General features: G+C 64.1%; 28 protein-coding genes. 15 read left to right on the top strand and 13 right to left on the bottom strand.

What is annotated here, in order from left to right; all coding sequences use genetic code 11:
- Nucleotides 1–13 precede the first annotated feature (13 nt).
- From VGL01_RS08790 to VGL01_RS08750, 9 genes are all read right to left on the bottom strand, one after another.
- Nucleotides 14–1,462, bottom strand: coding sequence for a helix-turn-helix transcriptional regulator (locus VGL01_RS08790; protein WP_331568470.1), 1,449 nt, complete (start codon nucleotides 1,460–1,462; stop codon nucleotides 14–16).
- A 221-nt stretch (nucleotides 1,463–1,683) separates the two neighbouring features.
- Nucleotides 1,684–2,520: a type III secretion system export apparatus subunit SctT gene (gene sctT, locus VGL01_RS08785; protein ID WP_331568469.1), complete on the bottom strand. Its 837-nt coding sequence runs from the start codon at nucleotides 2,518–2,520 to the stop codon at nucleotides 1,684–1,686.
- A 1-nt stretch (nucleotide 2,521) separates the two neighbouring features.
- Nucleotides 2,522–3,016: a hypothetical protein gene (locus VGL01_RS08780; RefSeq protein ID WP_331568468.1), complete on the bottom strand. Its 495-nt coding sequence runs from the start codon at nucleotides 3,014–3,016 to the stop codon at nucleotides 2,522–2,524.
- Between the two features lie 20 nt (nucleotides 3,017–3,036).
- Nucleotides 3,037–4,359 (bottom strand): FliI/YscN family ATPase, encoded by a 1,323-nt coding sequence (locus tag VGL01_RS08775; RefSeq protein WP_331568467.1) that lies wholly within the window; start codon nucleotides 4,357–4,359, stop codon nucleotides 3,037–3,039.
- On the bottom strand, nucleotides 4,356–5,210 hold the full coding sequence (gene sctL, locus VGL01_RS08770) for a type III secretion system stator protein SctL (protein ID WP_331568466.1): 855 nt from the start codon (nucleotides 5,208–5,210) through the stop codon (nucleotides 4,356–4,358). The genes VGL01_RS08775 and sctL overlap by 4 nt, the downstream gene beginning before the upstream one ends.
- Nucleotides 5,195–5,890 carry a type III secretion protein HrpB4 gene (locus VGL01_RS08765; protein ID WP_331568465.1) on the bottom strand — a complete coding sequence of 232 codons (696 nt, stop codon included), beginning with the start codon at nucleotides 5,888–5,890 and terminating at the stop codon, nucleotides 5,195–5,197. The genes sctL and VGL01_RS08765 overlap by 16 nt, the downstream gene beginning before the upstream one ends.
- On the bottom strand, nucleotides 5,887–6,681 hold the full coding sequence (gene sctJ, locus VGL01_RS08760; RefSeq protein ID WP_331568464.1) for a type III secretion system inner membrane ring lipoprotein SctJ: 795 nt from the start codon (nucleotides 6,679–6,681) through the stop codon (nucleotides 5,887–5,889). Before sctJ ends, VGL01_RS08765 begins: the two co-directional genes overlap by 4 nt.
- Before the next feature lie 12 nt (nucleotides 6,682–6,693).
- Nucleotides 6,694–7,110, bottom strand: a complete 417-nt coding sequence (locus VGL01_RS08755; RefSeq protein WP_331568463.1) for a hypothetical protein — start codon at nucleotides 7,108–7,110, stop codon at nucleotides 6,694–6,696.
- 11 nt (nucleotides 7,111–7,121) lie between these two features.
- A complete protein-coding gene (locus VGL01_RS08750) occupies nucleotides 7,122–7,598 on the bottom strand; it encodes an HrpB1 family type III secretion system apparatus protein (protein WP_331568462.1) in 477 nt (158 codons plus the stop codon).
- A 285-nt stretch (nucleotides 7,599–7,883) separates the two neighbouring features.
- Here VGL01_RS08750 and sctU point away from each other — a divergent pair, with 285 nt between their 5' ends.
- The 13 genes from sctU to VGL01_RS08685 all read left to right on the top strand — a co-directional run bounded on the left by sctU (nucleotide 7,884) and on the right by VGL01_RS08685 (nucleotide 18,644).
- The gene (sctU, locus tag VGL01_RS08745; RefSeq protein WP_331568461.1) at nucleotides 7,884–8,999 is read left to right on the top strand and encodes a type III secretion system export apparatus subunit SctU; all 1,116 of its coding nucleotides are present in this window, start codon (nucleotides 7,884–7,886) and stop codon (nucleotides 8,997–8,999) included.
- Nucleotides 8,996–11,056 carry a type III secretion system export apparatus subunit SctV gene (gene sctV, locus VGL01_RS08740; RefSeq protein WP_331568460.1) on the top strand — a complete coding sequence of 687 codons (2,061 nt, stop codon included), beginning with the start codon at nucleotides 8,996–8,998 and terminating at the stop codon, nucleotides 11,054–11,056. Before sctU ends, sctV begins: the two co-directional genes overlap by 4 nt.
- A gap of 13 nt (nucleotides 11,057–11,069) precedes the next feature.
- On the top strand, nucleotides 11,070–11,795 hold the full coding sequence (gene sctP, locus VGL01_RS08735) for a type III secretion system protein SctP (protein WP_331568459.1): 726 nt from the start codon (nucleotides 11,070–11,072) through the stop codon (nucleotides 11,793–11,795).
- Between the two features lie 45 nt (nucleotides 11,796–11,840).
- Complete coding sequence (sctQ, locus tag VGL01_RS08730; protein ID WP_331568458.1) at nucleotides 11,841–12,908, top strand: type III secretion system cytoplasmic ring protein SctQ; 1,068 nt, start codon at nucleotides 11,841–11,843, stop codon at nucleotides 12,906–12,908.
- Nucleotides 12,892–13,539: a type III secretion system export apparatus subunit SctR gene (gene sctR, locus VGL01_RS08725; protein WP_331568457.1), complete on the top strand. Its 648-nt coding sequence runs from the start codon at nucleotides 12,892–12,894 to the stop codon at nucleotides 13,537–13,539. Before sctQ ends, sctR begins: the two co-directional genes overlap by 17 nt.
- A gap of 11 nt (nucleotides 13,540–13,550) precedes the next feature.
- The gene (gene sctS, locus VGL01_RS08720) at nucleotides 13,551–13,811 is read left to right on the top strand and encodes a type III secretion system export apparatus subunit SctS (RefSeq protein ID WP_331568456.1); all 261 of its coding nucleotides are present in this window, start codon (nucleotides 13,551–13,553) and stop codon (nucleotides 13,809–13,811) included.
- Entirely contained in the window at nucleotides 13,808–14,575 is a 768-nt protein-coding gene (locus VGL01_RS08715) for a hypothetical protein (RefSeq protein WP_331568455.1), read from the top strand. The genes sctS and VGL01_RS08715 overlap by 4 nt, the downstream gene beginning before the upstream one ends.
- 43 nt (nucleotides 14,576–14,618) lie before the next feature.
- A complete protein-coding gene (gene hrpD5, locus VGL01_RS08710; RefSeq protein WP_331568454.1) occupies nucleotides 14,619–15,659 on the top strand; it encodes an HrpD5 family protein in 1,041 nt (346 codons plus the stop codon).
- A gap of 8 nt (nucleotides 15,660–15,667) precedes the next feature.
- Nucleotides 15,668–15,916 carry a hypothetical protein gene (locus VGL01_RS08705; protein WP_331568453.1) on the top strand — a complete coding sequence of 83 codons (249 nt, stop codon included), beginning with the start codon at nucleotides 15,668–15,670 and terminating at the stop codon, nucleotides 15,914–15,916.
- Nucleotides 15,917–16,050: 134 nt separating this feature from the next.
- Complete coding sequence (locus tag VGL01_RS08700) at nucleotides 16,051–16,257, top strand: hypothetical protein (protein WP_173256253.1); 207 nt, start codon at nucleotides 16,051–16,053, stop codon at nucleotides 16,255–16,257.
- 68 nt (nucleotides 16,258–16,325) lie between these two features.
- Complete coding sequence (locus VGL01_RS08695) at nucleotides 16,326–16,781, top strand: CesT family type III secretion system chaperone (protein WP_173256254.1); 456 nt, start codon at nucleotides 16,326–16,328, stop codon at nucleotides 16,779–16,781.
- A 273-nt stretch (nucleotides 16,782–17,054) separates the two neighbouring features.
- A complete protein-coding gene (locus VGL01_RS08690; protein ID WP_173256253.1) occupies nucleotides 17,055–17,261 on the top strand; it encodes a hypothetical protein in 207 nt (68 codons plus the stop codon).
- A gap of 54 nt (nucleotides 17,262–17,315) precedes the next feature.
- Nucleotides 17,316–18,644 carry a hypothetical protein gene (locus VGL01_RS08685; RefSeq protein WP_331568452.1) on the top strand — a complete coding sequence of 443 codons (1,329 nt, stop codon included), beginning with the start codon at nucleotides 17,316–17,318 and terminating at the stop codon, nucleotides 18,642–18,644.
- A 377-nt stretch (nucleotides 18,645–19,021) separates the two neighbouring features.
- On the opposite strand, the gene VGL01_RS08680 is transcribed toward VGL01_RS08685, so the two are convergent.
- The 4 genes from VGL01_RS08680 to VGL01_RS08665 all read right to left on the bottom strand — a co-directional run bounded on the left by VGL01_RS08680 (nucleotide 19,022) and on the right by VGL01_RS08665 (nucleotide 23,107).
- Nucleotides 19,022–19,849, bottom strand: a complete 828-nt coding sequence (locus VGL01_RS08680) for a hypothetical protein (protein WP_331568451.1) — start codon at nucleotides 19,847–19,849, stop codon at nucleotides 19,022–19,024.
- A 263-nt stretch (nucleotides 19,850–20,112) separates the two neighbouring features.
- Nucleotides 20,113–20,310, bottom strand: a complete 198-nt coding sequence (locus tag VGL01_RS08675) for a hypothetical protein (RefSeq protein ID WP_331568450.1) — start codon at nucleotides 20,308–20,310, stop codon at nucleotides 20,113–20,115.
- A 246-nt stretch (nucleotides 20,311–20,556) separates the two neighbouring features.
- Nucleotides 20,557–22,077: a S8 family peptidase gene (locus VGL01_RS08670; RefSeq protein WP_331568448.1), complete on the bottom strand. Its 1,521-nt coding sequence runs from the start codon at nucleotides 22,075–22,077 to the stop codon at nucleotides 20,557–20,559.
- Between the two features lie 157 nt (nucleotides 22,078–22,234).
- On the bottom strand, nucleotides 22,235–23,107 hold the full coding sequence (locus VGL01_RS08665) for a hypothetical protein (protein ID WP_331568447.1): 873 nt from the start codon (nucleotides 23,105–23,107) through the stop codon (nucleotides 22,235–22,237).
- 461 nt (nucleotides 23,108–23,568) lie between these two features.
- Between VGL01_RS08665 and VGL01_RS08660 the strand changes: the two genes are divergently transcribed.
- Nucleotides 23,569–24,240, top strand: a complete 672-nt coding sequence (locus tag VGL01_RS08660; RefSeq protein ID WP_331568446.1) for a hypothetical protein — start codon at nucleotides 23,569–23,571, stop codon at nucleotides 24,238–24,240.
- Between the two features lie 276 nt (nucleotides 24,241–24,516).
- Nucleotides 24,517–26,157 (top strand): hypothetical protein, encoded by a 1,641-nt coding sequence (locus VGL01_RS08655; protein ID WP_331568445.1) that lies wholly within the window; start codon nucleotides 24,517–24,519, stop codon nucleotides 26,155–26,157.
- Nucleotides 26,158–26,332 lie beyond the last annotated feature (175 nt).

Raw genomic sequence — 26,332 nt, 5'->3', positions numbered from 1 at the left:
GCGGATAAGGGCTTCAGCGCGTGTGGGTGACGATCGTCTCGGAAGGCGACTCGTTGAAGTGCCGGCGATACCCCTTCGCCAGCGTCGAGCGGCTCTTGAGCCCCCACCGCGCCGCCGTGTCGTAGATCGACGGTGCCGGACCGTTTTCATCGAGCAGCGCCTCGCGAATGCCTTCCATGCGCAGCGACCGGATCAGCCCGCACGGGGTCACGCCGAGCGCGCGTTTGAACACGAGCTGAATCGTGCGCATCGTGACGTTCATCTCCGCCGCGACCTCGCGTGTGGTCAGATCCTCGCGGTCGATGTTTTCGATGATGTATCGATAGGCGCGCCGATATTTGGCGGGCAGCCGGGCGGAGACGTCGTCGTTGATCGTGGCGGCCGCGGCGCGCGGACGTGCCGTCGTCGCGCTGCGCACGGTCGCGGCTTCATTGCGCAGGCAACGCAGCGCTTCGGTCGTGTACTGCGAGTAGAACTTCAGCGCGCGTACGAAATCGCCGCGTTGCGTGGCGACTTTCGCCATGCAGTAGAGGTAGTCGAAGTCGCGCCGCGGCTGGTCGCCGATTGCCGGCAGGTTGTCCATGATTTGCGCGGCGATGTCGTCGAGGCCGCCCGCCAATGCCGCCAGCGCGGTGTCGAGACATCCACGGAAGGTCAGTTGAGCATTCGTGACGCCCCGATTCAAGCGCGCATTGAGCAACGATGCGGGCGTGCCGCGGTCTCCCTGCGCGAGGCGCTCCATGCAGTGAAGCTCCTCCAGGCGCAGCGACAACAGCGCGGGGCTGGCCGCCACGACGCAGGCCGGCTCGATCTGCGCGCGACCTCCGGCCGCCAGCGATACCGTCGTCAATGCCGATTGCCAAAAGGCATTGTCGTCGAGCGCGCGCGAAGCGCGGATCTTCAGGCGTACATCGAACTCCCGGGAAAGCAGCTCGACGATCAGGCGAAAGCGTGGTTCATCGAGATGGTCGGCAATTTCGGCGGCCTCGAGGAGCGCATCGTCGGCGGCCTGCTGCTGGGCCAGTTGATGATGCGAAAGCGCCATGCCGATATGGGCCTCGATACGCTGTTCAGCATGCGCCTCGGCCTCCGAAGCCATACGGGCGAAGCTGCGCTGCGCGACGCTCAGGCGGCCGTGCAGCAGCGAGAGCCAACCCGTGTTTCGGCAAGACTGCACGCGCAGCTGATCGTCGTTTTTCCAAACCATCTTTTGCGCGCGGCGGTAATAGTCTTCGGCTTCCTCCCAATTGCCCAGCACGAGCGATACGTCGGCCAATGCCGTCAGTTCCTCATTGCTGCGGTTACGTGCCTGGGAATGCACGCGCTCGCTCAAATCGGCCGCGTCGTCCACCGCGCAATAGGCGCGCGCGAAGTCCCCGTCGAGGGTGGCGGCGCAATAGCGGGGCAGACTTTTGCGAAATTTCAACGCGGACAACAATGCCAGATAGACGGTCGGATACATTGCTCGACACTCGCTGTGTTCGCCCGAATTTCCACGGCCGATCGGGCGTTAGGCCGCGCACCGCATCGCTCGCGAAACCGTTGAGTCGATGCAGTGCTGACATTGATATTAGCGAGAGCTGTTCCGCGCAATCTCAACAATCTCAGCGCAGTACACAACAATTCTCAATCAGAAAAAACAATCCCTCGCATAAGAAATTCCGATGTTTTAGATCGCGATGCTCATCGCGTTCCATGGCCCGCACCCGGCGCCGCGAGCGCGGCCGCTTCGCGCCCGAACTCGTCGAGTCGCAGCGAACCCAATACCTGCTGCGCGAACACTCCCACCAGGAAAATCAGCATCAACAAACCGATCGCACCGCGCATCGGTTGGCTCAGCGCCGAGGGTTCGAGCTTTTCCGCCGCACGCGCCAGTATGCCGATCGAAAGATCGACCAATATCAGCGCGAGCATGATGGGCGTGCCAAGCTTGACGGTGGCGGACATGATCGAATCGGTGCGCGCGATGATGAAGCTTTGCGCGACATCGGTCATCGATGGCGTCAACGAAACGAGCGGCCACCATTTGAACGATTCGAACATCGCGCCCAGCAAAAATGTCATCCCGCCGCCCACATAGAACAGCGCAACGGCCATTTGCAAAAGCGTATTCGAGACCGGCGTGCTCTGATCGCCGCGCAGCGGGTTGTTCATCTGGACGCTGTTGTAGCCGGCCAGGTCGTCGATCAGCGTGCCGACGCACTGCGCGATGAAGAACACCGTCGAGGCGGCGTAGCCCAGCACCGCGCCCAGAAACATTTCCTTCAGCGAAATCATCAGCAGCTGCGCGGAATTGACCGTATCGAAATAATGTTCCGGTTGCGCGGCGGCCACGAAAAACGCCAGCACATAGATGATGCCGTTGCGTGCGGTACCGGGCAGCATGTCGCCGCTCGTGGGCGGGAAGATCTGGAACGCCACCGCGATCCGGGCGGCGCTGATCGCCAGCGTCATGAAAAAACCTTCGTATTCGCCGAACAAATCGGCAAGCGCACGCCCTACGTGCAATCCATCGACCATCCTAGGCTCCTCGGTGCATACGGGCGGCCGCGGTTTCGCCCGCTTCTTCGTCGTTGCGTTCCTCGACACGGCGCTCGGCCGCCGCAATCGCCTTCTTCAATTGCTCGCGCGCGGCCTCGAGCGACGCATCCGCACGCCGCACGGCAATGCCGAGCTGCTCGACGGCTTGCTGCTGCGCCTCGGCCGCCTCGATCGCGCGCGTGAGTGCGGTGCGCGCCTCGTCCACCGCCTGTCCAAGCGGCTCGCGATAGCGGTCGTGATCGAGATAGGCCAGCGGCGACAATCCGTCGGGACTGCTGAGTAACTGAGCAATCCGTTCTTCGTGCGCGAGCCGTCGGGACTGCGCTCCCTCGAACACCTCGTTGGCCTGCTCCGTGGCTTCGATGAGCTCCTCGCGATGGCGACGCGCATCGGCCAGCTCTTGCTCGAGCCTTTCCTTGGCGCTGGTCTTCGCGGCCACCACGATTTTCCAGACATGCAAGGCGGCCTGGGTCATGATCGGCGCATGTGGGCGTCCTACGCCTGTCCGAAGCCGCTGAGCAGATCGCGGGTCTCGTTCAGATCGGCCAGTTCATCCGTGCGCTGACGCACGAACCCTTCGATGTCGTCGTGCATCGCGATGGCCTCGTCGGCGAGCGGATCGCTGCCGCTCTTGTACTCGCCGATCTGCAGCAGCATCTCGATCTCGTCGTACTTGGCCATCAGACGACGCACGCGCGACGCTCCCGCGCAATGCTCGGGCGAAGCGATTTGCGGCATGACGCGGCTCAGGCTGCCCAACACGTCGATCGCGGGGTAGCGATTGCGCGCGGCGATCTTGCGCGAGAGGATCAGATGCCCGTCCAGAATGCCCCGCACTTCCTCGCTGACCGGGTCGCCCCCCTCCTCGTCGTCGGCCAGCACGGTATAGAGCGCCGTGATCGAGCCCTCCCGTCCCATGCCCGCGCGTTCGAGCAAGCGCGGCAGTTCGGCGAATACCGAGGGCGGAAACCCGCGCCGCGTCGGCGGCTCGCCAGCGGACAGACCGATCTCGCGCTGCGCGCGCGCAAATCGCGTGAGCGAATCCATCATCAGCAAGACGCGCTGCCCGCGGTCGCGAAAGTATTCGGCGATGGCCGTGCCGACGTGCGCGGCCTTCGCGCGCTCGATCGACGATCGGTCGGACGTGGCGCACACCACGACGCTGCGCGCCATGCCCTCCTCGCCGAGGATCAACTCGATGAACTCGCGGACTTCCCGCCCCCGCTCGCCGATCAGCACGATTACGTTGACGTCGCAATCGGTACCGCGTGCGAGCATGCCGAGCAACGTACTCTTGCCGACCCCGGCCGCCGCGAAGATGCCCATGCGTTGCCCTTCGCCGAGAGCCATGAGCCCGTCGATGACCCGCACGCCGGTGCCGAGTTGCGTCTCGATCATGCGCCGCTCGAGCGGATCGGGCGCCGGGGCATAGACGGGCACGCGGCACTGCGCGAGCACGGGCCCGAGCCCGTCCGCCGGTTCGCCGAGCCCGTCGAGCACGCGCCCGAGCAAGCCGGGCCCCACGGGAACCGACAGCGGCTCGCCGCGGCCCGTCACACGCGTGCTGCGCGACACGCCCGTCATGCTGTCGAACGGTGCAAGCAACGCATGTTGCCGTCCGATACCGACGACTTCCGCCCGCTGCATCAATGTGCCGTCGGGCCGCCAGAGTTCGCACAATTCGCCGAGCTGGGCATCGATCCCGCCCACCTTGATCAACGTACCGACGGCCTCCAGTACCTTGCCGTACCGTTCGAACGAAGCGCTCGCGCCTAGCGCCGTCTCGAGGCGATCGGCGAGGTGGGCGATCGTACTCATATCCTCGCCCCGTTGGCGTCGGGGCCCTCGAACCGGTCGTGGCGGTTGGCACGCGCCGCGTCGTCGCGCGATTCGAGCCGGCCCGCTGCGTCATGGGGGTCACGAGTCCCGTGCGGAGTATCGAACTGCCAGTCGTCATCGAGCGCGCCGCCGGCCGGCGGCGCTTTTGCGGCGGTCAAGGCAGCACCGTTGGCCAGCGCGCGTTCGAGACTTGCCAACTGCGCGCGCAGACTCGACTCGACGACGCCGTAGTCCCATTCGCAGACACAGGTGCCCTCGTCCATGTCGTCGTCGACGATGACCTCGAGATTGAGCGGCGGCGAAGCGCCGCGGGCAAGCTCGCCGAACAGCCGCTTCGCACTCTCGGCATCGGCAGGCGCAACGCTCACCGTCAGATGCGTCGCGTCGTCGATCGATCGTGCCACGGCAAGCGCGACGCGCCGCATCAACGCGTCGCGGTCCGTCTCGGCGACCACTTGCTCGACCGCTTTCATCACGAGGCGCGCGAGGCGATCGGACGACGACTGCAGCTCCTCATGCTCGCTACGGGCGCGCGCCGCGAGCCGCGCGTGCGCCTCGGCCAGCGCGCGCCGATGGCCGGCCGCATAGCCGAGCCGCGAGCTGTTGTCGAACTTGCGTCGCGCCGCCTCGACGAAGGCGTCGGCTTCGCGACGGGCCGCTTCGATGAGCTCGCGCGCGTGTTCCGTGGCCTCGCGCATCGTCGCATGCACGACTTCGTCAAGTGCTCCCAGCGCGTCGTTCAATTCGGTCACGCGTGCAAGCTCGTCCGCGCGCACGACATCGGTATCGAAGGCGAGCACTTTCGGTTGTGCTTTCAACCAAATAACCATTGAAACTCCGGGAACAAATCGCCTGCCATGGAAAAGAATCGGCTCGTGTCGCTCTCGCCCGCGGGCGGCTTCGCAGCACTCGCCCGGCTCGCCACGCCCGCCCTGGCTGTCCGGTCGGCGCCGGGGCGCAGCATCCGTTGCCAGCGCTCGCCTCCCGCGACGCGGGCGAGGCTCAACTCGACGATATTGCCGAGCGTTGCGTTGCCGCACGCCCCCTCGCCCGAGATCATTTGCCAGCCGCGCTCTGCCAGGATGTCGGGTGCCAGATCGTCGGGCAACGGGTCGGCGCTCGCCATCGCCGCTGGCCGATCCTGCAGCTGTGCAAGTGCTTCATCACCGAGCGCAAGCGCGAGCGCGCGCCGCCGATCGCGGTCGATGCAACGGCGAATGCCGTCCTGGCAACGGATCAGCGCGCGTGCCGCCAGTACACGGCGCAGCGCTGCGGGCGCCAGAATCGCGATGCGGTTGCCCGGCTGCAGGAATGCGTCGAGCGGCACGGGCTCGGCAAACCAAAGGTGCCGGCAGGCCGCGATCCTCAGCGCCATTGCGCGCGGCTCCGATGTTCGCGGCTCACTCGCGTCGCCGGCCGTTGACGTTTGCGCGAGCGCCGAGGTCAAGTCCAGCACCCTCGCCTCGAAGCCGGCCAGCATGCGGATGAGCGGATGATCGGCACTGCTCATGATGCGGCCGCAGGCTTCCGGACCTTACCCTTGACGCGCTGAAGCCAGCGCGCGGGCGCCCCGTTTTTCAGTGCTTTCGGCAGAAAGAACGCGCCGAAAGCGAGCGCACTCGCGAGCGCACCGAGCACGGCCGCGCCGACGGTCCAGACGACAGGCAGTCCGCCCGCCGCACTTCCGCCCGCCGAGTTGCTCGATTGCGGCTCGGAGGCCTGCACCAGCGTGACACTGACATTGTCGTAGGACAGTCCCTCGACGCTGTGAACGACCAGATTCTTGATGCTCGGCACGAGCGCCTGCACATCGGTGCCGGACTGATACTTGATGAATACAGCGGCCGACGAAGGTTTCACGGTACTGGACAGCGGATCGTTATTCGGCAAGACGATCTGCACCTGAGCGAACGCCACGCCGTCGACGCGCGAGAGCGTCTCCGACAGTTGCTGCGACACGCCGTAAATGAAGCGCACGCGCTCTTCGGTCGGCGTGGAAATCAGGCCGTCCTTCTTGAACAGGTCGCCCAGCGACGTGTATTTCTGATGCGGCAAACCGTGTGCTCGCAGCACCTCGGTCGAACGCGCGAAGTCCGCGCCATCGACCGATACCGTCCAGCTCTTGCCTCCATCGGGCGACGATTTGCTCGCATCGATACCAGCCTCGATCAACACGCGCATCAAATCGTTGGCATCCGGCTCGGACAGCTGCGCATACAACTGCTTGCTGCATCCTGCCAACAATGCGGCAGCCAGCGCCGCAATCGCCAGCGCGCGCACTAGAGTTGGAACACGGCGCATCGCGCTCTCCCGTCATTGATTCTTCATCAGTGTTTGCACAGTGCTCTTGCCGCCTTGCGCGACCGCCGTACCTGTGTAGATCTTCACCATTTGCTCGGTGATTTCGTGCTGAATCTGAAGCGATTGGGCCTCGACTTGCTGCATCGACATCGAGCCGCTCGACGCCTCGAACGCGTCGATCTTTTCCGTCAGGGCACCGAAGGCCTCGTCTTGTGCGGTGACGGCCTCGGATACCATCGACGGGCCTTGTATGTGCGCACCCTGCTCGGGCACGAGCCGCGCCTGCGCGAGCGCGTCGCGAAAGCGGTCTCCGAGGCCGGCTGGGGCCTGCGCGCCCATCGCGGCTTGCGCGGCGCCGGTCACGCCGCCGGCAGGCTCGGCAAACGAAACGGACGGCGGCGGGGCAATGGCTGCAATTGCGGAAGTCATGAGCTGTCTCCTCAGGCGCGCATGTAGCTGAACGACATCGCTTGTCGAAGCAGATCGGCCGCCTCGGTTTTGCTTGCCGTCTGCGTGTCGTCGCGTTCGGTTTTCTCGCGCTTGCCCATCAGCAGGTTCATGAGGCCGACCGATTCGGCGTCCTCGTCGCGCGTGAGCACCTGGTTGGCATAGATCCGCCAGCCCGAATCGCCGAGCGACGAGAGGCACACGGCCAACAGCGCCGTGACGTAGGGACCGAACGGCGGCTGCAGCTCGCGGCCCTCGAGCTGCCGCAGCAGTTGCGCCGCGTCTTCCATGCGATTGCGCCGAATCAGGAGCCATGCATCGTACGCATTGAGCTCGACGAAGTTCGGACGCATCAGGTGTAGCGCCGCCAGCAGGCGGTCCGCCTCGTCCAAGTGCCCCTTGCGTGCCGCCCAGGTCAACAACTCGACCAGTGCGGACACCAGGCGATTGCTGCATGTCGTGAGATTCATCGTTACACCTCGCGAAGTTCAGATTCGTCAATCAGGGCGACAGCCGTGCCGCCCTCATCGGAAGCTGCGCCGCCGACGTCCGTAACGTATCCGGGCCGAACCGGCGCCCTTGACACAGACAGCGAATTCCGTGGCCCGCCAGCGAACCCGGAGCGCGCCAGCGGCACGGCCCACGTGGATTTCGCCGGCCGACGCGCGGTTTCGTCGCAGGTGTCGCCGCCCGAACGCACGCTACGCGAGACTTCGACCATTCCCACTCACCGCGCGCATACGAAGCGTCAGCCGATGTCCGACGAGAAAACCGAAGAGCCGACAGACAAGAAGCTTCGGGACGCGCGTCGCGATGGCGAAACGGTCAAGAGCGCCGATCTGTCGTTTTCGATGCTGTTGATCGCCGCAGCGCTCGGGCTGTCGTTGGCGGGACCGGTCATGGGCCAACATCTGCGAGCCCTGCTGGGCTTCGCGCTCGATATGCGGTTCGCGAGCGGCACGGATGCGGATTTGCGGCGGGCCATGGGCCGCATCGGCATCGAGGCGCTGCTGCTGTCGATACCGGTATGGGTCGCGATGGTGGCCGCGGTGGTCGCCGTCGCGTCGCAGGTGGGTTTTGCGATCTCGTTCAAACCGCTCGAGCCGAAGTTCAATGCGATCAACCCGGCCTCGGGCCTCAAGCGGATGTTTTCGCTGCGTTCGTTGATCGATCTCGCGAAGATGCTCGTCAAGGCGGCCGTGCTGGCCGCGGCGCTCTACAAGACGATGATGGGCCTGGTGCCGCTGATCGTCGGCGTGGCCTATGAACCCGTGCTCGACCTCATCGAAATTTCGTGGTCGGCGCTATGCCGGCTGTTCGCGGTGGGCGGCGTGCTCTATCTCGTGCTCGGCGTAGCCGATTACGGCATTCAAAAATGGCTCTTCATTCGCGATCACCGCATGAGCAAGGACGAGGTCAAGCGCGAGCACAAGGATTCGGAAGGCGACCCGCATTTGAAAGGTAAGCGCAAGCAAGTGGCCAAGGAAATCGTGGAAGGCAATCCCGAGAAGGCCGTGGCCGGCGCGCAAGCCGTCATCGTGAACCCCACGCACTACGCCGTCGCCGTGCGTTACATGCCCTCGGAGTACGAGCTGCCGCGCATCGTCGCGAAAGGCGTCGACGCCGATGCGCTCGAGATTCGACGGATGGCCGAGCGTCACGGCGTGCCGATCGTCGGCAATCCGCCGCTCGCCCGGGCGCTGTATCTGGTGCCGCTCGACGATGCGATTCCCGAATCGTGCTTCAAGGCCGTTGCCGCGGTACTGGCCTGGGTCGAAGACATGGCTGCGGCAAGGCGCGGCGATGCACCGAACGCACCGCCGGACGCGCCGAATCCGCAAGCTCAACCCCATCGAGGCTTACCGTCATGACCAAGAACGCCACCATGTCGAGCGTGTCGCAATACAGCGGGGAGGTCGGCATCGCCGGCGTCATCGTCGCTGTCGTCGCGCTGATGATCCTGCCTCTGCCGACGTTTCTGATCGATACGCTCCTCGGGATAAACATTACGACGAGCGTCGTGCTGCTGATGGTGACGATGTACATCCCGAAGGCGACGTCCCTGTCGGCCTTTCCGTCGCTGCTGCTGTTCACGACGCTCTTTCGCCTGTCGCTGAACATCGCCTCGACCAAGTCGATTCTGCTGAACGCCGAAGCCGGTCACATCATCGAAAGCTTCGGCGAGCTCGTCGTCGGGGGCAATCTCGTCGTGGGTCTCGTCGTCTTTCTGATCATCACGACGGTGCAGTTCATCGTGATCGCAAAAGGCTCGGAGCGGGTCGCGGAGGTCGGCGCGCGCTTCACGCTCGACGGCATGCCGGGCAAGCAGATGAGCATCGACGCCGACGTGCGGGCCGGCAACCTGAGCGCCGAGCAGGCGCAAAAGCGCCGCGCGCTGCTCGCGATCGAAAGTCAGCTCCATGGGGGGATGGACGGCGCGATGAAGTTCGTCAAGGGCGATGCGATCGCGGGTCTCGTCATCACGATGGTCAATATTCTCGCGGGCATCGTCATTGGCGTCAGCTATCACGGCATGTCGGCCGGCGAAGCGGCGAACCGTTTTTCCGTGCTGTCGATCGGCGATGCGATGGTCTCGCAGATCCCGTCGTTGCTCATTTCGGTCGCGGCCGGCGTGCTCATCACGCGGGTGGCCGACGAAGACAGCAAGCCGCGCTCGCTCGGCGCGGAGATTCTCGAGCAGCTTTCGGGCAATGCGCGCGCCCTGTTCAGCGCCGCGGCGCTGCTATGCGGCTTTGCGCTCGTGCCCGGCTTTCCGTCGATGCTGTTCGTCGTGCTCGCGGCTGCGCTGGCGGCTGCGGCGTTCGCGCTGCGTCGCAAGCAACGCAAGGATAACGAGCCGGCCGGCCCCGAGCTGCCCGCGCTCACGCGCGAAGGATCGAAGGAAAACGCGCCCACGATTTCGGCGAAAGCACCGGCGTTCGCGGTGCCGTTGGCGATTCGATTCTCGCCGAAACTCGCCGCCCTCATCGATGCGGCCAAGCTCGACGAAGCGTTCGAACAGGGGCGCCGCGCATTGACCGCCGACCTCGGCCTGCCGTTTCCCCGCACGGCGCTCTGGGTGGACGACGCCTTGCCCGATCACTGCTATCAGCTGCTCGTGCAGGACGTGCCCTCGGTTCCGCTCGACCTTCCGCCGAATCTGAGCGTGGTGCGCAGCGTACCCGATGCGTTGCGCGACGCATTCGAAGCGCGCCGCGATGTCGCCGGGCTCGACGAGAGCTATTGGATCGACACTGCCCGCCTGCCCGCTGAGTTGAGCCGCGACGTGGTGAGCCGCGAAGCGTTGATTGCCGGTCATGCGGTCGCGCGCCTCGGCTCCGACGCAAAGCTTTTCATCGGCCTGCAGGAAACGCAGTGGCTACTCGAGCGCGCAGGCACCGACTATCCGGGCCTCGTGGCCGAAGTGCAAAAGGCGCTGCCGGCTCAGCGGATCGCCGAGGTCCTGCGCCGCATGCTGGAAGAGCAGGTGCCGATTCGCAACATGCGCGCGATCCTCGAAAGCCTCGTCATCTGGGGCCCCAAGGAAAAGGACCTGCTGATGGTGACCGAATACGTACGCGGCGATCTGGGCCGCTTCATCGCCCACCGGGCGACGGGCGGCACCGGTGAATTGCCCGCGATCGTACTGGACCCGGAAGTCGAGCAGACCATACGCCAGGCCATCAAGCCGACACCGGCCGGCAACTTTCTCGCACTCGAGCCTGCCATCGTCGATACGCTGCTGCGCAATCTCGAAGGCATCTGCGGCGCCGAGCCCGTCAAGCATCTGGCCGTCATCGCGGCGATGGACATTCGCCGTTACGTGCGGCGGATGATCGAGCAGCGGCTGCCCTGGTTGCACGTCTACTCGTTCCAAGAGCTCGGATCGGACGCGCATCTGACGCCGGTCGGGCGCCTGACTTTCTGATTCGGGAGCCGTCATGAGCGAGCGCGTACGCCAACCCCAGGATATTCGCATCGTGCCCGCGGGTGCGGCCGCCGGAAGTGCGATATCGCCACCCTCGCCGTCCCCGAGCGCGACCGCGGTACAGATCTTCCGCCTACTGGCAAGCCAGGCGCAAGGACAGCCGCTATCGGCGAACGCTGCGGCAGGGGACGGGGCGTCGGTCGACGAATCCGATGCTCAAGCATCGTCTTCGACCGATCAGGGAGCAGCCACCATCGTATCGGCCGAGCCGCGCGAACAGCAACCGCCATCCGTTCCAGCTTCGGCCCCCCACGACCAGCCGAAACAGGACACGTCGCGCGGCGGCGCCTTGTCGGGCTTGCGATCCACGGCTCAGCGCGAAGCGCAAAAACCCGAACCGCCCGAACACGATGCCGCGCTCGGCAAGCAGATCGTGCATGCGTGCGCCACGGCCGCGCATGGCGAGCTCTTCACCCGTGAGCTGGCCGATCGCATCACGCGCTTTTGCTCGATGTCCGGTGCGTCGGACGACGCATCGTGGGCCGTCACGCTGCCGATGAATCCCGCGGTGCTGCCCGATACGCTGTTGCATCTGCAACTTTCGCCGTCGTCCATCGGTATTCGCTTTGAAACGTCGAGTGCGCGCTCGACGCAATTAATCTCAGATAACGCCGACGCCTTGCGCACCCGATTGAGCGACGCCCTGGGCCGCCACATCGAAGTCGAGCTCGCCGCGTGACATACGCCCGAAACGCACCTGCGCCACGAGGATATCCAGCAGACCATGAACGACGCCCTGCCGACATTGCTCGAAGGCAAGCTACCCCGCTACACGAGCGCGCTCGCTCAGCTGACTCGCGCGCTCGCGCTCAGCCATTCGGCGCATCCGGCGGCTCAGCTCGGGCTGCGCGTACGCGGGTTCGAAGCGAGTGCGTTCGAAGCGCCGCTGACGGTCACGCTCGATAGCATGCATGGGCCGATTTCGGTCGTCGCCGACGCTGCAGAACATTCCGCACTCCTCAGCATTGCGCTCGATAGCGAACCCAAGCGGGCGAGCGCACTGGCCAATATGTGGCTCTCCGAGTGGCTCGCGCGCCTCGATGCCGGCGACGGCATCACGCCGTCGGTCAAATCGATCGCGTTGGGCGCGCATGCCGCCGACGTGCATGGGCTTCAGCTCTCGGTCGATGCGGGCGGCGGCCACGTCAAGCTCGCCGTCGTCGACCTCCCCGCTGCTCTTGCGGACGATTACGAACGCGCTTGGGCGCGCCCGGGCGCGCAGGTGCCGCACGATACCGTCAACGACATCGTGGTGCCGACGGCCATTCGGCTGCGCAGCCGCCTGTGCTCGCCGGCGACGCTCGCGTCGCTGCGACGCCACGACGTGCTGCTCGGCTGGCAACCGGGCCACCCCTACATCGAAGGCGGCGCCATAGAACAAGCCTCGCTACGCGTGGGCGCCCCTCGCGGCCGCCAACTGCGGGCCGGCGTGCGCGTCGATCCGCATACCGTTACTCTGGAGACCCCCGTGACCCTTGCCACCGCCGCCCAACCCGACGATTTCGATCCGCTCGCGGGCGCATCGATCGATCCATCGAGCGAGCCGCTCGTCCCGGTCGGATCGATCGAGCTGCCGGTTCATGTCGAGCTGCTCAGCGTCAATCTGAGCGTCGCCCAGCTCGGTTCGCTGCAGCCCGGCTACGTGCTCGACCTTCCGCTGCCGCTCGCCGATTCCGCGGTCCGACTCGTTTCGTACGGTCAGACGCTCGCGTTCGGCAAGCTCGTCGCAGTCGGTGACAACCTCGGCGTGCAGATCAACCGCATGGCGGCCAGCGATGAACGGCAATCTTGACGTCGCCTCGCTGCTCGTCGCGCTGCTCGCCTTCGGCCTGCTGCCGTTCGCAGCAATGGTGGTCACGTCCTACACGAAGATCGTCGTGGTGCTCGGTTTGCTGCGCAACGCGCTCGGCGTACAGCAAGTGCCGCCGAGCACTGTGCTCAACGGCATCGCCATGATCGTGACCTGCTTCATCATGGCGCCCGTGGGCATGGAGGCCGTGCATCGCGCTGAGCTTTCGAGCGACCAGACGGCGACGAGCCAGGTGATGCCGATTTTCGATGCTGCCCGCGAGCCGTTCCGCCAATTCCTGCTCAAACATACCGATGAACGCGAGAAGGCGTTTTTCATGCGCTCGGCGCAGCAGATCTGGCCGGCGGATAAGGTCGCAAGTCTCAAGCCGGACGATCTCGTCGTGCTGGCCCCGGCGTTCACGCTGACCGAGCTGACCTCGGCATTCAAAATCGGTTTCCTGCTCTACCTCGCGTTCGTCGTCATCGATCTGATCGTGGCGAACCTCCTGATGGCACTCGGACTCTCGCAAGTGACGCCGACCAACGTGGCGATTCCGTTCAAGCTGCTGCTGTTCGTGTCGATGGATGGATGGTCGACGTTGATTCACGGCCTCATCTCGACGTACAAGTGAAGGAGTGAAGCATGGATGCCGACGCAATCACGCGCCTGACCACCGATGCGCTGACGTTGTGCCTGCTCGTCTCGCTGCCCGCCGTCGGCGTGGCGGCCGTCGCGGGCCTCGTCATCGCGTTCTTGCAGGCGGTGACCTCGCTGCAAGACTCCACGATCTCCCATGGCTTCAAATTTCTGATCGTCACCGTGGTCATCATCGTGGCGGCACCCTGGGGTGCATCGGCCGTCATGCACTTCGCGCAATCCGTCATGCGGAGCGTCTTCCCATGAGCATTCATATCCGAGGCATCGGCCCGATCCCGGCGCCCGCCGATGACGGGGCATCGTCGCAAAACCCGCAGGGACCGTTTGGCCCGCAAGGCCATCATCACCACAAGCATCAGGTTCATCAAGCGCAGAAGAGCGGCGCTCGCTCGCGGTCCAAGCGTAAGCGCGGCGCCGATTCACAGGACGGTATCGACGAATCCGGCGCCAGCGAAGAGCTGCTGATGATGCTCACCGAGCATCTGCAAAAAGAGGCGGACCTCGTCATGCGCGTCGCCGAGCGACACGGCGGCGAGCGTGGCGAATCGGACGCCGATACGCGCGAGGGCGGCGACGAAAACGGCAGCGCCGCATCCTCCCGGCTCAAACGCACGGGTTCCGGCAAGCGTTTCTTTCGCACCACGGAGCATCCCGAGCAGGCAATCGCGGCTTTCGATGCCGCGGAATCGGCACTGCTCGAAGCACGCCGGGCGCAAGGCGAGTCCGGCGCCACGATGAGCTCGACTTATCGCGTACTCGCTGTGATGCGCGACTTTTTGGCCGTACCCGGCACCGCGGCACGCGCCTCGGCAACGCTGGCGCTGATCAAGGAGCGGCTCGTCGCGGCTGTGGGCACCCCGACGAAACGGGCGCCGACGCAACAGGAGTCGATCAATCAGCTATTGCCGCTGATGCTGCTCAATCTCGAACGCACGCGCACCGATACGGAGCGCGCGCTGGCGGTCGCGAAGATCACCTCGCTGATCGAGCGGCGCAGATCCTACGTTTGAACGCATACGCGCGACGCGCAACGCAACAAAAAGGAGTTCGTTCATGACCAAGGAAATTCGTCTGCTCACCGGGCGCCACGCAGGAGCCCGCATAAAGTTGACCTCAACGCACACAGGCATCGGCAACGATGGCGAAGCGGAAATTCAGATCAGCGATTGGGATCAGCCCACCATGCAATTGAGCCAACACGACGACGCAAGCCTCACGATCGCCGACGCGGACGGTCATGGCGAGCCCATCGTGCTCGAGGACTTCAAACCGCACCGCTTCGGCAACGTCGTGCTCTGCGCTGGAGACGCCGATGCGCCCTGGCCCAGCGACATCGAGTTGCTCGAAACGCTGCTGGCGCCCGCTATCGCGCCCGTGGAGGAACCGGAACCCGTGCACGTCGACGAGGTCGTGCCCGCCGCACCGCCTGCCTCGCCGAAGAATCGCAAGACGCTGCATGCGCTGGGGATTGCGGGCGTCGCGGTTCTCGCGATCGGCGGTGCCGGCATCGCTTTGCCTGCCGTGCTCCACCCTCGCACCGGCGCCTTGGCGGGCCTCGGGGGACCGACCGAGCCGCAACGCGCCATGGCACCGCAGGCCGGTCTCGAACAGCTTCAGCGTGCGCTCGATCGGCTCCATGAGCCCGACGTCGCCGTCACGCAGCAAGGCGGGCGCTTCGATGTCGTCGGCGTAGTACCCGACACCGGGAGCGAGGCACTCGTGCGAACGACGCTCGAAACGATGGCGCCGGGCCGCATCATATGGCACCTCGGCTGTGTCGACCAGATCGAGCGCGACCTGCAGGAGTCGCTGCACGACCCGGCTTTGCAAGTGCACTACCTGGGCCACCGCGAATTCGGTGTGTCCGGCGTGGCGAAAGACACGCGCGCAGTGCGCACGACGCTCGCGCAACTGAGCGCCGACCTGCAGCCGATGGTCACGCGTGTGGCGCAGGAGCTCACGCCCGATGACCGCATGGCGATGCCGAGCTCGGTCGAGTCGCTGCTCGCCGTCGACGATCTCCAATACGTCGAGGCCGGCGACGGCACCAAGCAATTCATCGATTCACGCGCAGCCGCGCATCCACTGAACTGAGGACGATCATGTATGACACCGTGACCCCCGAAATGATCGATGCGATCGACAGCGTGAAGACGCTGGCCGACCAGCCCCCGCAACAGCGGCAAAAGCTCGGCGAAGCGGCGCGCGGGCTCGAACGCCTCGCGACCGAAATCGCGTCGCAAGCGCTCAAGCTGGCCGATCCGATGCTTCGGCAATCCGCGACGACCATCGCGGACGGCCTGAATGCCGCGGCGCAATTGTGCCGCAACACGATCGAATCTCCATCGTGACCTGTCAGGCCAGTACCGCATTGCATTAGTCGTTCCCCGTACGAAAGTACGAATCCGCAGTATCCGCGTCCATCCGGTCGCGGCAACACCATCGCCCTGTAATGGGTTTTTTCTGATCGTTAGGAGTGCTTAAAATGGCTATCAATACGTCTGCTTTCTCGTCCGGCGCAACGGTTGGTCAAAACGCTTCGACCATCGCCGAAATGTCGGCCAGCACGGCCAGCTCGATCGCGTTGCAAGACGCGGCGACGCAAATGGAAAACGCGCTCAACAACGACGCGGCCAAGGATCAGCTCGAAGAAGCCGGTCCGAAGAACGCGAAGAGCCTGACGCAAGGTTAAGCGTAATCCGAGGTGCGCCTTCGTGCCGCGCGGGGCGCACCCCCTTTTCGTTCCGAAGACTCCTGCTCATGAGCCTCGAACGCCGAAATCAGTTGATCCGCGAGTTATGCGATTTACGCGGCATCGGCGATGCCGATCGCGCCATCGAGCGCGGCGTGATCAGCATCGACGATTTCGACATCGCCATCGACTTCTACGAGGAAGACCCGGCTGCCATCTACGTGAATTTTCAATTCGGCATTGTCTCGGGCGGACGCACGTTGCGTGTGTTCCGGCTGCTGCTCGAAGCGAATCTTTCCGTCTATGCGCAGGACCAGGCCCAGCTCGGCGTGGAAGCCGAGACGGGCGGCGTCATCCTCGTCGTCCGTGGGGTGCTCGAAGCGAATTCGGACGGGCAATGGCTCGTCGAGATGATCGAACATTATGTCGAGCATGGCCGTTATTGGCGGGAAAACATCCTGCTTTCCGATGACGAAATGTTTCGCCATCTCGCGGATGGGAATTATTTATGGATTAGAGCCTGATCGAAATTGAATGCCAAACACATGAATAGACATTTAAGAGAGTTCGCCGACGCCTCATAAAATTCGTTCTAATACAGGTTAAAAATCGGCAGCAGTAGCAAAATATCTCCTGACGCCGAAGCCAATCGACTGTTTTGCAAAAACGATGCGTCAAGCGTGAGAGCGGTACTTATAAGCAAGCCAATTCAATGAATCGTTGTAACCGTGTCCACCAGGCCGCGGCATTACTCTGGCCCATCATGGGCCCAACCTTGATGATTGGGAGTACTACAAATGGCAATCAATACGTCCGCTTTCTCGTCCGGCGCAACGGTTGGTCAAAACGCTTCGACCATCGCTGAAATGTCGGCCAGCACGGCTAGCTCGATCGCGCTGCAAGACGCGGCCACGCAAATGGAAAACGCGCTCAACAACGACGCGGCCAAGGATCAGCTCGAAGAAGCCGGTCCGAAGAACGCGAAGAGCCTGACGCAGGGTTAAGCGATTATTCGGTGCGTCCTCGCGCCGCGCGGGGCGCACCCACCGAGTATATTCATGACCAAAGTCACCTCCGCAAACCGTGCCGGCGATTTGCCGGTCGAGCGATCGGGCCGCGAAACGAAGAAGACTTCGTCGCAGCCCTCCTCGTCCTCCGGCCCCACGCGCGACGCCAATCTCCAATCGTTGAACCGGCGTTCGGCAACGAGCGGGGGGCCCAACCCGGAAGGCGCTCGGCGCCGTCGCGCACGCTTGCCCCAAACGGGTGACGCTGCGCCCGCCGACGAGCGCGCTCAGCCGGATCAGGCCGCACCGGCCGCGGCAGGCGGAAATTGGATGCGGCATCTCTGGAAGGCCTATGTCGGCGCACTGGCCGTCGGCGCGGGCTACGGTGTGTATCAAGGAAGCAGGCAAGCGTCGTCGGGCTCGGAATCGACCCCGGGCACGAGCGCCAATCGTCCGCCCGCGGCAGCGCCGAAGGTCCCCAGTCCCCGAATCGATCTACCCACTGTCTATCAAGCTCGCGAGAATGTACTGCAGCGGTTCGGCACCCATATTCCGGCCGATAGCGATTGCCATTCGATCGAACCGCAACTGGATCAGTTGCCGTTCGGCATGCCGGGCGTAACCGATTTGCAGTACGTACCGGGGCTGCTCGGCAACGCAAAAGTCGTCGGCATGCATTTGGACAAGACGTTGCCGCAGGAACTCGCCACCCATATCACGCAGCACGAATACATTCACTGCTATAACAGCCCTGCATTTCAGGAGTTGCTTCTGCGCAGCGGTACACCGTCGATTTCGGAAGGGCTTGCCCAGCACTTCACGGAGAAATTCCCGGACGGGACGCGCTTTCGCGGCACCGTGCTCGACAATGGATCGGCGGCGGCACGGCTCGCCAACGGCAAGTCGGGCGTCGAGCTTGCGGCGGAACTCGAGCTCACAGTGGGTAAGGACACCCTCGAGCGCGCCTACTTCGGCGGGGAACCCGAGGCCATCGCGAAGGTTGCCGATGCGATCTACGGCCTCTGGCCGAAGGCGCCGACACCGAATGCCTGGCTTCACACCTCGCGTTGGCGCGGCGCTGGCCAGCAAGCGATGGCCGAATCGTTCGTTGGCGCGACTCTGCTTCATACCGGATCGTTGCCCAAAGAGGAGCTCGGCCAAAGCTATCCGATACGCTTCGCGCTACCCGTGGGCAGCTTCGCGGAAATCTCCGCCGAGCAAGCGGCCGCGCTGCGCGCGCAGGCTTCGAAGGTGCGCAAGGCGCTCGGCCCGAATGCGTTCGATCGCGCGTTTTGCGCGACCAATCCGGCCAAGCAACAGAAAGCCATGAATAAGCTCGCCGACGAATTGCAGAGTCTTTGGCGCCCCGTCCTTGGGTAATGGCGCAATGTGCGAGCTCGCACGCTCGCGCGGGCCCGTTCCTCGATCTCACGTCGAATAGCCCTTTGCGTGCGGCAAGTGCGCTTGCTCGTCACCTCGGCGCGCTCGCGCTCGATCGGTCTGCGGGGTGCGCCGCGAGCGCCACCGAGTCGAGCGTCAATGTCCGGTACAGTCGCGCCAAGTCGGCGCTGCCTCCTCCTCCAGCGGCAATTCGCTCGTGAGCCCCATATAGGTCGCGTCGCTCATTCCCCTTCGGAGCGGTTGCGAGCGCCTGCTTTCTCGGCGCATACGCCCCATCGAGTTGTGCAAATTTCGACCCATGCCGTCTGCGCAAGACGTTTTGCCAACGGCCGACCTCGGCCAGCCGTTCGGCCATCTCAGTTCCGGGTGATCGAAAGCAATGCCTGTCCCGAGTGCTGCACGAGTCGCTGCAGGATCTGAGAGATCAGGATGGCGAGTTGCTGCAGCTCGGCCATTTCCTGCTGGAACAGGTCGTACGGCGGTTGGGCCGGATGAGCCGCAACTGCGTTGTGCATGGCGTTGACATGGTCGTGGACCTTGCCTTCCAAGCCGGAGAGCTCTTGATGAGCGTCGGCAATGGGGCTTGCGACGCCTTCGGTTTTCGGTCCTTCCGCCTCCGGTCCTTCCGCCTCCGGTCCTTCCGCCTCTGATCCTTCCGCCTCTGGACCATCCGCTTTCAGGTCTTCCACCTTCGGAGCATCCGCCTTCGGCTCTTCCGTCTTCGGCTTTTCCGTCTTCGGCTCTTCCGTCTTCGGCTCTTCCGTCTTCGGCTCTTCCGCCTTCGGACCTTCCGCCTTCGGACCTTCCGCCTTTGGCTCTTCCGCCTTTGGACCTTCCGCCTTTGGCTCTTCCACCTTTGGCTCTTCCGCCTTTGGCTCTTCCGCCTTCGGAGTTTCCACCTCCGGAGTTTCCACCTTCGGAGCTTCCACCTTCGGCTCTTCCACCTTCGCGCCGTCCACTTCGTGAGCGTCCGCGTTCGTAACCGATGCCGACAACGACACGTTGACCTGGACCGATACGGCCGCCGACAACCCGCCGTTGCGCTTCTCGCCTGTCATCGGCGGCTTGCGCCCGGCCGGGGCGTTTCCTCCGCCCGCCTTGGGCATGCTTGCCTTGAGTGCATCGAACCGCTTCTGAAGATCAATTGGCAACGCCGGGCTTGGCAACGCCTGGATGCGTGCCACTTCGCGCGCCGTCGCAAGCACTTGTGCACGCGCCCGGGGCGTGGCGCCCGCGCGCGGCAGATCGCGAGCCGATAATCGCGGCCGAGCCGCTCCACTCAAGAGCGACGCCGCCGCGGACGACGACGTGTTCAGCCGCGCAAGGTTGCTCAACGCTCCATTCAAAGCGGGCCGCGTCGTCCCTGTCTTGGCCGGCGCGCTCGCCGGCTTGCTCGCGCCGCGCGTCAGCCCCGAAAAGAACGACAGCGCTTTCGTGATCTTGCTGTTCACGGCATGTCCCCCGACGCGATTCGATGCAAGTCGAATCCGGCCGCCCGCAACATCGTCGCGTCGGCACGCTGCCATCGCGCGAGCAGGTCATGTCTGTCCGAACGGATCGGCCCCGAGAAGAAAACGCCTAGACATGCGAGTGCAAACAGCAGCACGCGCGACACGCGCCTGCCATGGACAGTATCGGTTCTCATCGCCTTCTCCGGGTTTCGCGTCGACAATGCCGCACGAGCGGCAGGATGAATCGATTGTCATGGCGACCGAACTGCGCTCACATCGGAAGTGGCGAATATCGGCGTCCCTCGACGAATCGATCGGCCGTTACGATTCGCGCGCCGAAAAACGCGATTCGCCCAATACATCCGGGCGCGAGGAAACGAGAGAAGCGGGTTGGGCGGGAACGAGCGAGCGCAGAGAAGGGCCGGCTGGACGGCCAGCGCTCAGTGCGGTTGATTTACGGCGTCGGCGCATGCGATGCCGACTGCGGCCGACAGCGCGCCGCAGGCATCGACCGTTTGGTGCGCCGCGTCGCCATGGGCGCTGCTCTTGAGCGCCGCATAGATCTTGTCCGAATCGAGCCGCGGATCGACGGCGAGCAGCAATGCTGCCACGCCCGAGACGAACGCCGTCGAAAACGAAGTGCCCGAAAAGAAATCGTAGTGACCGCCCGGCGTCAGGCTCAGCACGTCGCGACCCGGCGCCCGCACGACCGGCGCGGCCGTCTTCGCGCCCGGGTAGTCTGCCGCGATCACGTGCGCGATGCCAACCGGAAAAGCATGCATGTCTCCACTGGGCGGGACCGCGCCCACCACGACAATGCCGTGCCGCAACGAATATTCGACGAGTTGCGTCAAGAGCGGATCGGGCGGACCGCTCAAGCTCAGATTGATGACGTTCGCGTGCGCTTCGATCGCCGCCGCAAGTGCCTGAGCAAGCGTCAGCGAATTGCACACCGATTGCCCGGCCGCATGACCGCCCGAAGACGCCGGCTCCTGCCAGCATGCCTTCAATGCAAGAATGCGCGCACGCGGCGCGACACCGACCATGCCGCGACCGCCGTTGAGATTGGCTGCTATTACGCCGGCCACGGCGGTTCCATGCACGTCGTGGCCGAACGTCGCCAAGTTCTGTTCGACGAAATCGCGCCTCATGGCGATCGATCCCGCGAGGCCGGGATGAAACGCGTCGACGCCCGTGTCGATGACAGCGACTCGGACACCCTCGCCTTGTGAAATGCGCTGCGCGGCCAGGGCATCGATTTCGCGCAACCCCCGCTCGAAGTCGACATAGTTGGCGCGATATGCACGCTCCGCGGTACTTTTCGCGTCGGCCGCCGCGGCCGTCTCGGCCATCGTCGCGCTATCGCCACCGGGTTTGCTCAACGTGCCGACGGTGCGAAAGGACTGCAGCGGCTGCACGATCTTCACGCGCCGATCATGCGAAAGCTGCTCGATCACCTGTGCACGGGTACGCTCGTCACGTACCTCGAGCACCGCGCAATGGGCCTTGAGCGGCACGATCGGCCAGGCCATGACTTGCTCGAGTTTGTAGTCCCGGGCAATGGCATCGATCGTTTCCCGCGCGCTGCCGTAAGCCGTATAACCGGGACCGCCGTCATAGCCGCCAATCGTCGTGCCTGCCAGAATCGGCACCGATTCGCTCGGATTGGCAACGGCCACGACGATCATCCGCTCGCCCTCGTCGTTGATCTGACGGAGCACATCGGGATCGATATCGGCATTCGAAGGCGGGACGAGCGAAACGTGGCTGCATGCCACGACGAGCGGGACGATGGCCGCGACAAGCGCGACGAGACGCGGCCTTGCCGTGCGCCGGACCGCTTTCGTCCATACCGCCATCCAAAGACGGACGACGTGCGCGCGGGCCGGCCGTTTCAGGGCCGCCTCCCGCGCAAACGGTGCACGGCCGGCGCGTGGCGTGCTGGGCTGACAATGTGTCATCTGATTGATTTCTCCGGGTTGCTGATCGAGAGGCGAGACATGGCAACCCGTGAGTACCGCAAACAGTGAAAAATGTTGCAGCCCTGACGCACGAACCGTGAAACCGGACGAACCGCTCGCCGGACAACGCGCCATGCGTGCCCGTGAGCGCCTTTCGTCAGACGTTATCGAGGCCGCCCTGTGCCGCCCAATCGAAATTGCTCACACCGGAAATGCCGTCGCCGCCCGCGACGTCGTGCGTTTCGATCCGGTTGTAGGTATCGGGATTCGAGAGCATGAACTTGGCGGCCGCGGAGACTTCCGAAGGCGTGCCGCTCGCCGGATTGTAAGCCATCTGATACAGCTTGTTCGGATCGAGCTTGGGGATTCCCTGCTCATGCAGGTAGGCGCCGAGCGCGCCCGAGGCGCTTTGCGCGTCGAGCGACGCATCCGAGGCGTCGAGCGACGCACCGGAGGCACTTTGCGCGCCGAGCGACGCACCCGTATCGCCAATCGTTGCGCTCTCATCCAGGAAATCGGCATCGCCCGCCGAAGAGGCATCGCCGGTGTTCGACGCGTCGCTCAACCCGCCTTGCGCCGCCCAGTCGAAATCGTTAACGCCGGCAATGCCGTCGCTGCCCGCGACGTCGTGCGTTTCGATCTGATTGAACACATCGGGGTTCGAAAGCATGAACTTGGCGGCGTCGGACACTTCCGACGGCGTGCCGGCAGCCGGAGAGTACGCCATCTGATAGAGCTTGCTCGGATCGAGCGAGCCGATCCCGTTCTGATGCATATAAGCAGCCAGCGCACCCGATGCGCCTTGCGCCGTCATGCCCGAATCGGGCTGACCGCCGTTGTCGATATTCCCTGCGTCGAGCGAGCTCTCCTCCGCGAACACTTGTTGCAGCATCTGCTGAATCGATTGCAGCGCCGATTCGTAAAGTGCTTCGTAATTCGCCACAGCGGAATTGACCGGGGACGATGTCGTCGGACTCAGGTCGAGTGGCTCGGACTGGACAGTGCTATCGAGAGAAAGGTTGACGCTCATGGTATTAGACTCCGCATAGATGAGAAACCGCCGATGCGCATCGTGCGCGAAAGGCCCCGCCGCGTAAGCGCCGCACTGACCTGCATCCCCGCGTCGCTCTGCGCGCCACGATATCGAAGCCGCCTTTCGATCTCATGGCTCGCGGCGAAATCAAAAAGCCATCGGCGAATCGTCGAAAGATGCAAGCGTCGCGCACCGCCCCCCGATCCGCCGTTCGACAATTATTGTTTTTGAGGTAGCATCGTCCCGCTCGGGGTACCTTGCCCTGCCCGCCGAAGTCGTTGCCGCAGCCTGGCGATACTTCGGCGCAGAGTCTGATCGAAAGGAAAGCGGTACGAGTCATGAGGGGGATTCAGGCGTTGCTTCGAATACGAACGGCATTGCGGTTGCGGCAGCGGTATTCGCATTTGTCCTTCGGGCAGCGCCTCCCAGTCGGGCGTCGGTTGGCCCTGGCGCTCTCGATGCTGGTGGCCTCGGTTCCCGCCGCTCGCGCGTCCGATACCTGGCATTTTCAGTTAGGCGCGACGACCGACCGCATCAACCGCGGCCTCGATATGAGCCACAACGAGCCCTCGGTCGACGCGGCGGTCAGTTGGTACCCGGGCACGGGGCCGTTTGCCGGCGTTTCGGCATGGACCGTCAGGCCGATGAGCGGTAGCCCGATAGGTGCGGAATTCCTCGCCAACGCAGGCTACGGATGGCGCCGCGGCGATTGGGGTGCGAAAGCGATGTTGCTGCACTATCAGTTCGCCCACATCCCTCGCGCAACGAGGATCGAATACGACGAGGTGGGGTTCGCGGGAAGCTGGCGCGAGAGCCTCTTCGCTTCTGTCACCGTGTCGCCGAATACCGCTTACGGAGGATCGCCGCGAACGCTGGCGCTGACCTACAACCTCGTCGGGCATCTGCCGCTCGCCCACGGATTTTCGGCGACGGCCGGCGTCGGCTATTACGACCTGCACGCCGGACTCGGCTCGGGTTTCGTCTATGACGACATCGGGCTGATCTACCAATACCGTTCGCTGCAACTTCAGCTCGCCTACTTCGGCACACAAGGTCCGGAGCGCATCAAAGCGCGGTTGGGTCCAATGCTCGTGCATCGCTGGGTCGCGCAAGTCAGTTGGTCTTTCTGAGGTTGCACGGCGAGACGCCCAAGCGCATCCGCTCTCGCTCCCGCTCGTCACCCCCCCCCAATAGGGCATCGCCGAACACGCGCCATCCACGCCTGCGATTCGATTCGCCGCGGTACGAGCAATTTCGCCGCGAGACGACGCACCCTCATATTCGCCTCCCGATACTGAGCACGCGCGCTCTTCCTACGAACCACGTAACGAAGCCGCGCATACCGAGCGGCCGTTGCCGTTATCTCGGCGCGCTCGATTACTCCAACCCTATCGAAGCAAGGCAAAATGACCACTGTCCAATCCAGCCGTGCGTCAACCTCGGCATCCACTCCCTCTTCGCCGTCCGACAACGCTCAAAGCGCCAGTCCAAAAGCGCCGACGGGTACCGCGAAACGCCGTAATCCCGATTCGCCGACCGGCAACCTCGCCAAGCGTGGCAAAGGCGAGAGCAGCGAAGCGGCGTCCACGCTGCAAGCGCATACACGTTTTTTCGAAGACGGCAGCAGCACGACAACCGGTTCGCGCGTTCCGTCGCGTGTTCCGATTGCACAGCGCGCCGGCCATATCACCGCCGCGCTACGCGGCCGGCAGATCGACGCGGTGACCCACGGCACCGACAAGGCAGCGCTCGAACGAGGCGCTAAAACCACGCTGGGCAGCTGGACGTCCGATTCGCATTTCCATCCGACCCAATACACGCAGCAAGGCATTCTGCCGGAAGAAATGCTCGCGATGATGGATAAGGTAGGCGTGTATCGCAGCGTGATCATGCCGATTCCAACCGATGTCATTCCGTGCGGCCACCCCGACAACAATCACATTCCGCCCGAGGACTATTACGTTCCGAAGGAAGACATGAGCATGGCGCGCCACGAGCTGACCGCGGAGCGCGAAGACAAGATCGCCAAGAGCGCGCATCTCGTCGTCAATCAGCAAGTCGACGCGGACACAGCCGATTTCATGGACATGTCGGGTCTCACCGATGCTCAGCGCGACCGCCTCGATCCGATGGTGACGGGCCTGCATCTGGGCTCGCCGCTCAGTTCGGAAGCGCTGCTCAAAAAGCTTCACAAGGACCCCGGCACGTTCACGGGCATCGGTGAAGTAACGATTCACAAGGAGCTCGTCGAGCGCCAGTTCGACGGTGCGCGCCAGGCCAATCTGACCGACAACGTTCAACCGTTCAAGGACCTCATCGCAACGGCAGGGGTCGTCGGCATGCCGGTGGTTCTGCATTGCGACGTGGACTCGACCGATAACCAGCGCAAGAACGGTCTCGGTGCTCCGCAGCATCTCGACGGTATCAAAAATCTGCTCGGCTCGCCCGAAGCGAAGAACACGACGATGGTCTGGGCGCACTTCGGCGGCATCGGCCGCTTCGTCGCGAAGCCCGACAATCACATGGAAAACCTGCGCCAGATTCTGCGCGATCCCGAGATGAAGCACGTTCACGTGGACATCTCGTGGTCGCGTGTGGCACGCCAGATCGTCATGAAGCAAAACGCGCACGGTGTCGAGGAGCCCGATCCGGCCTCGATCGACGCGGCCGCCAAACTGATCACCGAGTTTCCCGATCGCTTTCTGATGGGCTCCGATGCGCTCGATCCTAAGAAGGAAGAAACCTGGGCCGAGACCGGCAACATGTATAAGCCGTTGCTCGACAAACTGTCTCCCGAAGTACGGCATCAGGTGACGATCGGCAACTACGAGCGCGTCATCGTCGGCGCGCGCGCGAAGGTGCGCGCGTTCGAGAAGCATGTGCTGACGAACGAGTTCATGAAGCGCAACGTTCGCCCGTCGGGACCGACGCCGCTGCGCAACGGTCCGCACATCGAACCCGAGAAGCTGCGTGCCGCACGCGATGCGGCGTTCGCCGCCGCGGGTGTCGATGAGCGCGGCGAACCGGTATCGAACGCAGCGCGTTGATTGAAAGCGAGCCCGCGCGAGCCGATGCGGTTGGCTTCGCGCGGGTACCCCAAGACCCGGTTTGAAGGACGGCGCGTGGTGTTCCAGCGCCTTATTTCATTCGTCTCCCTGAGCGAGTCGAGGCTATGAAACTGTTTGGAACCAGCGCGTCGTCCACCGCCGCAAATCAACACCC

Origin of the sequence: Trinickia sp., from assembly GCF_036503415.1 — a bacterium.
In the GTDB taxonomy this organism is placed as follows: domain Bacteria; phylum Pseudomonadota; class Gammaproteobacteria; order Burkholderiales; family Burkholderiaceae; genus Trinickia.
Note: the sequence above shows the minus strand (reverse complement) of the source record. Positions and strands in the feature narration are given on the sequence as shown.

Coding starts and splice junctions, on each gene's coding strand:
- VGL01_RS08765 (WP_331568465.1), bottom strand. CDS start 5,890: ATGAGCAGTGCCGATCATCCGCTCATCCGCATGCTGGCCGGCTTCGAG.
- VGL01_RS08690 (WP_173256253.1), top strand. CDS start 17,055: ATGGCAATCAATACGTCCGCTTTCTCGTCCGGCGCAACGGTTGGTCAA.
- VGL01_RS08790 (WP_331568470.1), bottom strand. CDS start 1,462: ATGTATCCGACCGTCTATCTGGCATTGTTGTCCGCGTTGAAATTTCGC.
- sctJ (WP_331568464.1), bottom strand. CDS start 6,681: ATGCGCCGTGTTCCAACTCTAGTGCGCGCGCTGGCGATTGCGGCGCTG.
- sctL (WP_331568466.1), bottom strand. CDS start 5,210: ATGGTTATTTGGTTGAAAGCACAACCGAAAGTGCTCGCCTTCGATACC.
- sctP (WP_331568459.1), top strand. CDS start 11,070: ATGAGCGAGCGCGTACGCCAACCCCAGGATATTCGCATCGTGCCCGCG.
- VGL01_RS08700 (WP_173256253.1), top strand. CDS start 16,051: ATGGCTATCAATACGTCTGCTTTCTCGTCCGGCGCAACGGTTGGTCAA.
- VGL01_RS08705 (WP_331568453.1), top strand. CDS start 15,668: ATGTATGACACCGTGACCCCCGAAATGATCGATGCGATCGACAGCGTG.
- VGL01_RS08665 (WP_331568447.1), bottom strand. CDS start 23,107: ATGAGCGTCAACCTTTCTCTCGATAGCACTGTCCAGTCCGAGCCACTC.
- VGL01_RS08675 (WP_331568450.1), bottom strand. CDS start 20,310: ATGAGAACCGATACTGTCCATGGCAGGCGCGTGTCGCGCGTGCTGCTG.
- VGL01_RS08715 (WP_331568455.1), top strand. CDS start 13,808: ATGAGCATTCATATCCGAGGCATCGGCCCGATCCCGGCGCCCGCCGAT.
- sctQ (WP_331568458.1), top strand. CDS start 11,841: ATGAACGACGCCCTGCCGACATTGCTCGAAGGCAAGCTACCCCGCTAC.
- sctU (WP_331568461.1), top strand. CDS start 7,884: ATGTCCGACGAGAAAACCGAAGAGCCGACAGACAAGAAGCTTCGGGAC.
- VGL01_RS08670 (WP_331568448.1), bottom strand. CDS start 22,077: ATGACACATTGTCAGCCCAGCACGCCACGCGCCGGCCGTGCACCGTTT.
- hrpD5 (WP_331568454.1), top strand. CDS start 14,619: ATGACCAAGGAAATTCGTCTGCTCACCGGGCGCCACGCAGGAGCCCGC.
- VGL01_RS08655 (WP_331568445.1), top strand. CDS start 24,517: ATGACCACTGTCCAATCCAGCCGTGCGTCAACCTCGGCATCCACTCCC.
- VGL01_RS08755 (WP_331568463.1), bottom strand. CDS start 7,110: ATGACTTCCGCAATTGCAGCCATTGCCCCGCCGCCGTCCGTTTCGTTT.
- VGL01_RS08775 (WP_331568467.1), bottom strand. CDS start 4,359: ATGAGTACGATCGCCCACCTCGCCGATCGCCTCGAGACGGCGCTAGGC.
- VGL01_RS08780 (WP_331568468.1), bottom strand. CDS start 3,016: ATGACCCAGGCCGCCTTGCATGTCTGGAAAATCGTGGTGGCCGCGAAG.
- sctS (WP_331568456.1), top strand. CDS start 13,551: ATGGATGCCGACGCAATCACGCGCCTGACCACCGATGCGCTGACGTTG.
- sctR (WP_331568457.1), top strand. CDS start 12,892: ATGAACGGCAATCTTGACGTCGCCTCGCTGCTCGTCGCGCTGCTCGCC.
- VGL01_RS08750 (WP_331568462.1), bottom strand. CDS start 7,598: ATGAATCTCACGACATGCAGCAATCGCCTGGTGTCCGCACTGGTCGAG.
- VGL01_RS08660 (WP_331568446.1), top strand. CDS start 23,569: ATGCTGGTGGCCTCGGTTCCCGCCGCTCGCGCGTCCGATACCTGGCAT.
- VGL01_RS08695 (WP_173256254.1), top strand. CDS start 16,326: ATGAGCCTCGAACGCCGAAATCAGTTGATCCGCGAGTTATGCGATTTA.
- sctV (WP_331568460.1), top strand. CDS start 8,996: ATGACCAAGAACGCCACCATGTCGAGCGTGTCGCAATACAGCGGGGAG.
- sctT (WP_331568469.1), bottom strand. CDS start 2,520: ATGGTCGATGGATTGCACGTAGGGCGTGCGCTTGCCGATTTGTTCGGC.
- VGL01_RS08685 (WP_331568452.1), top strand. CDS start 17,316: ATGACCAAAGTCACCTCCGCAAACCGTGCCGGCGATTTGCCGGTCGAG.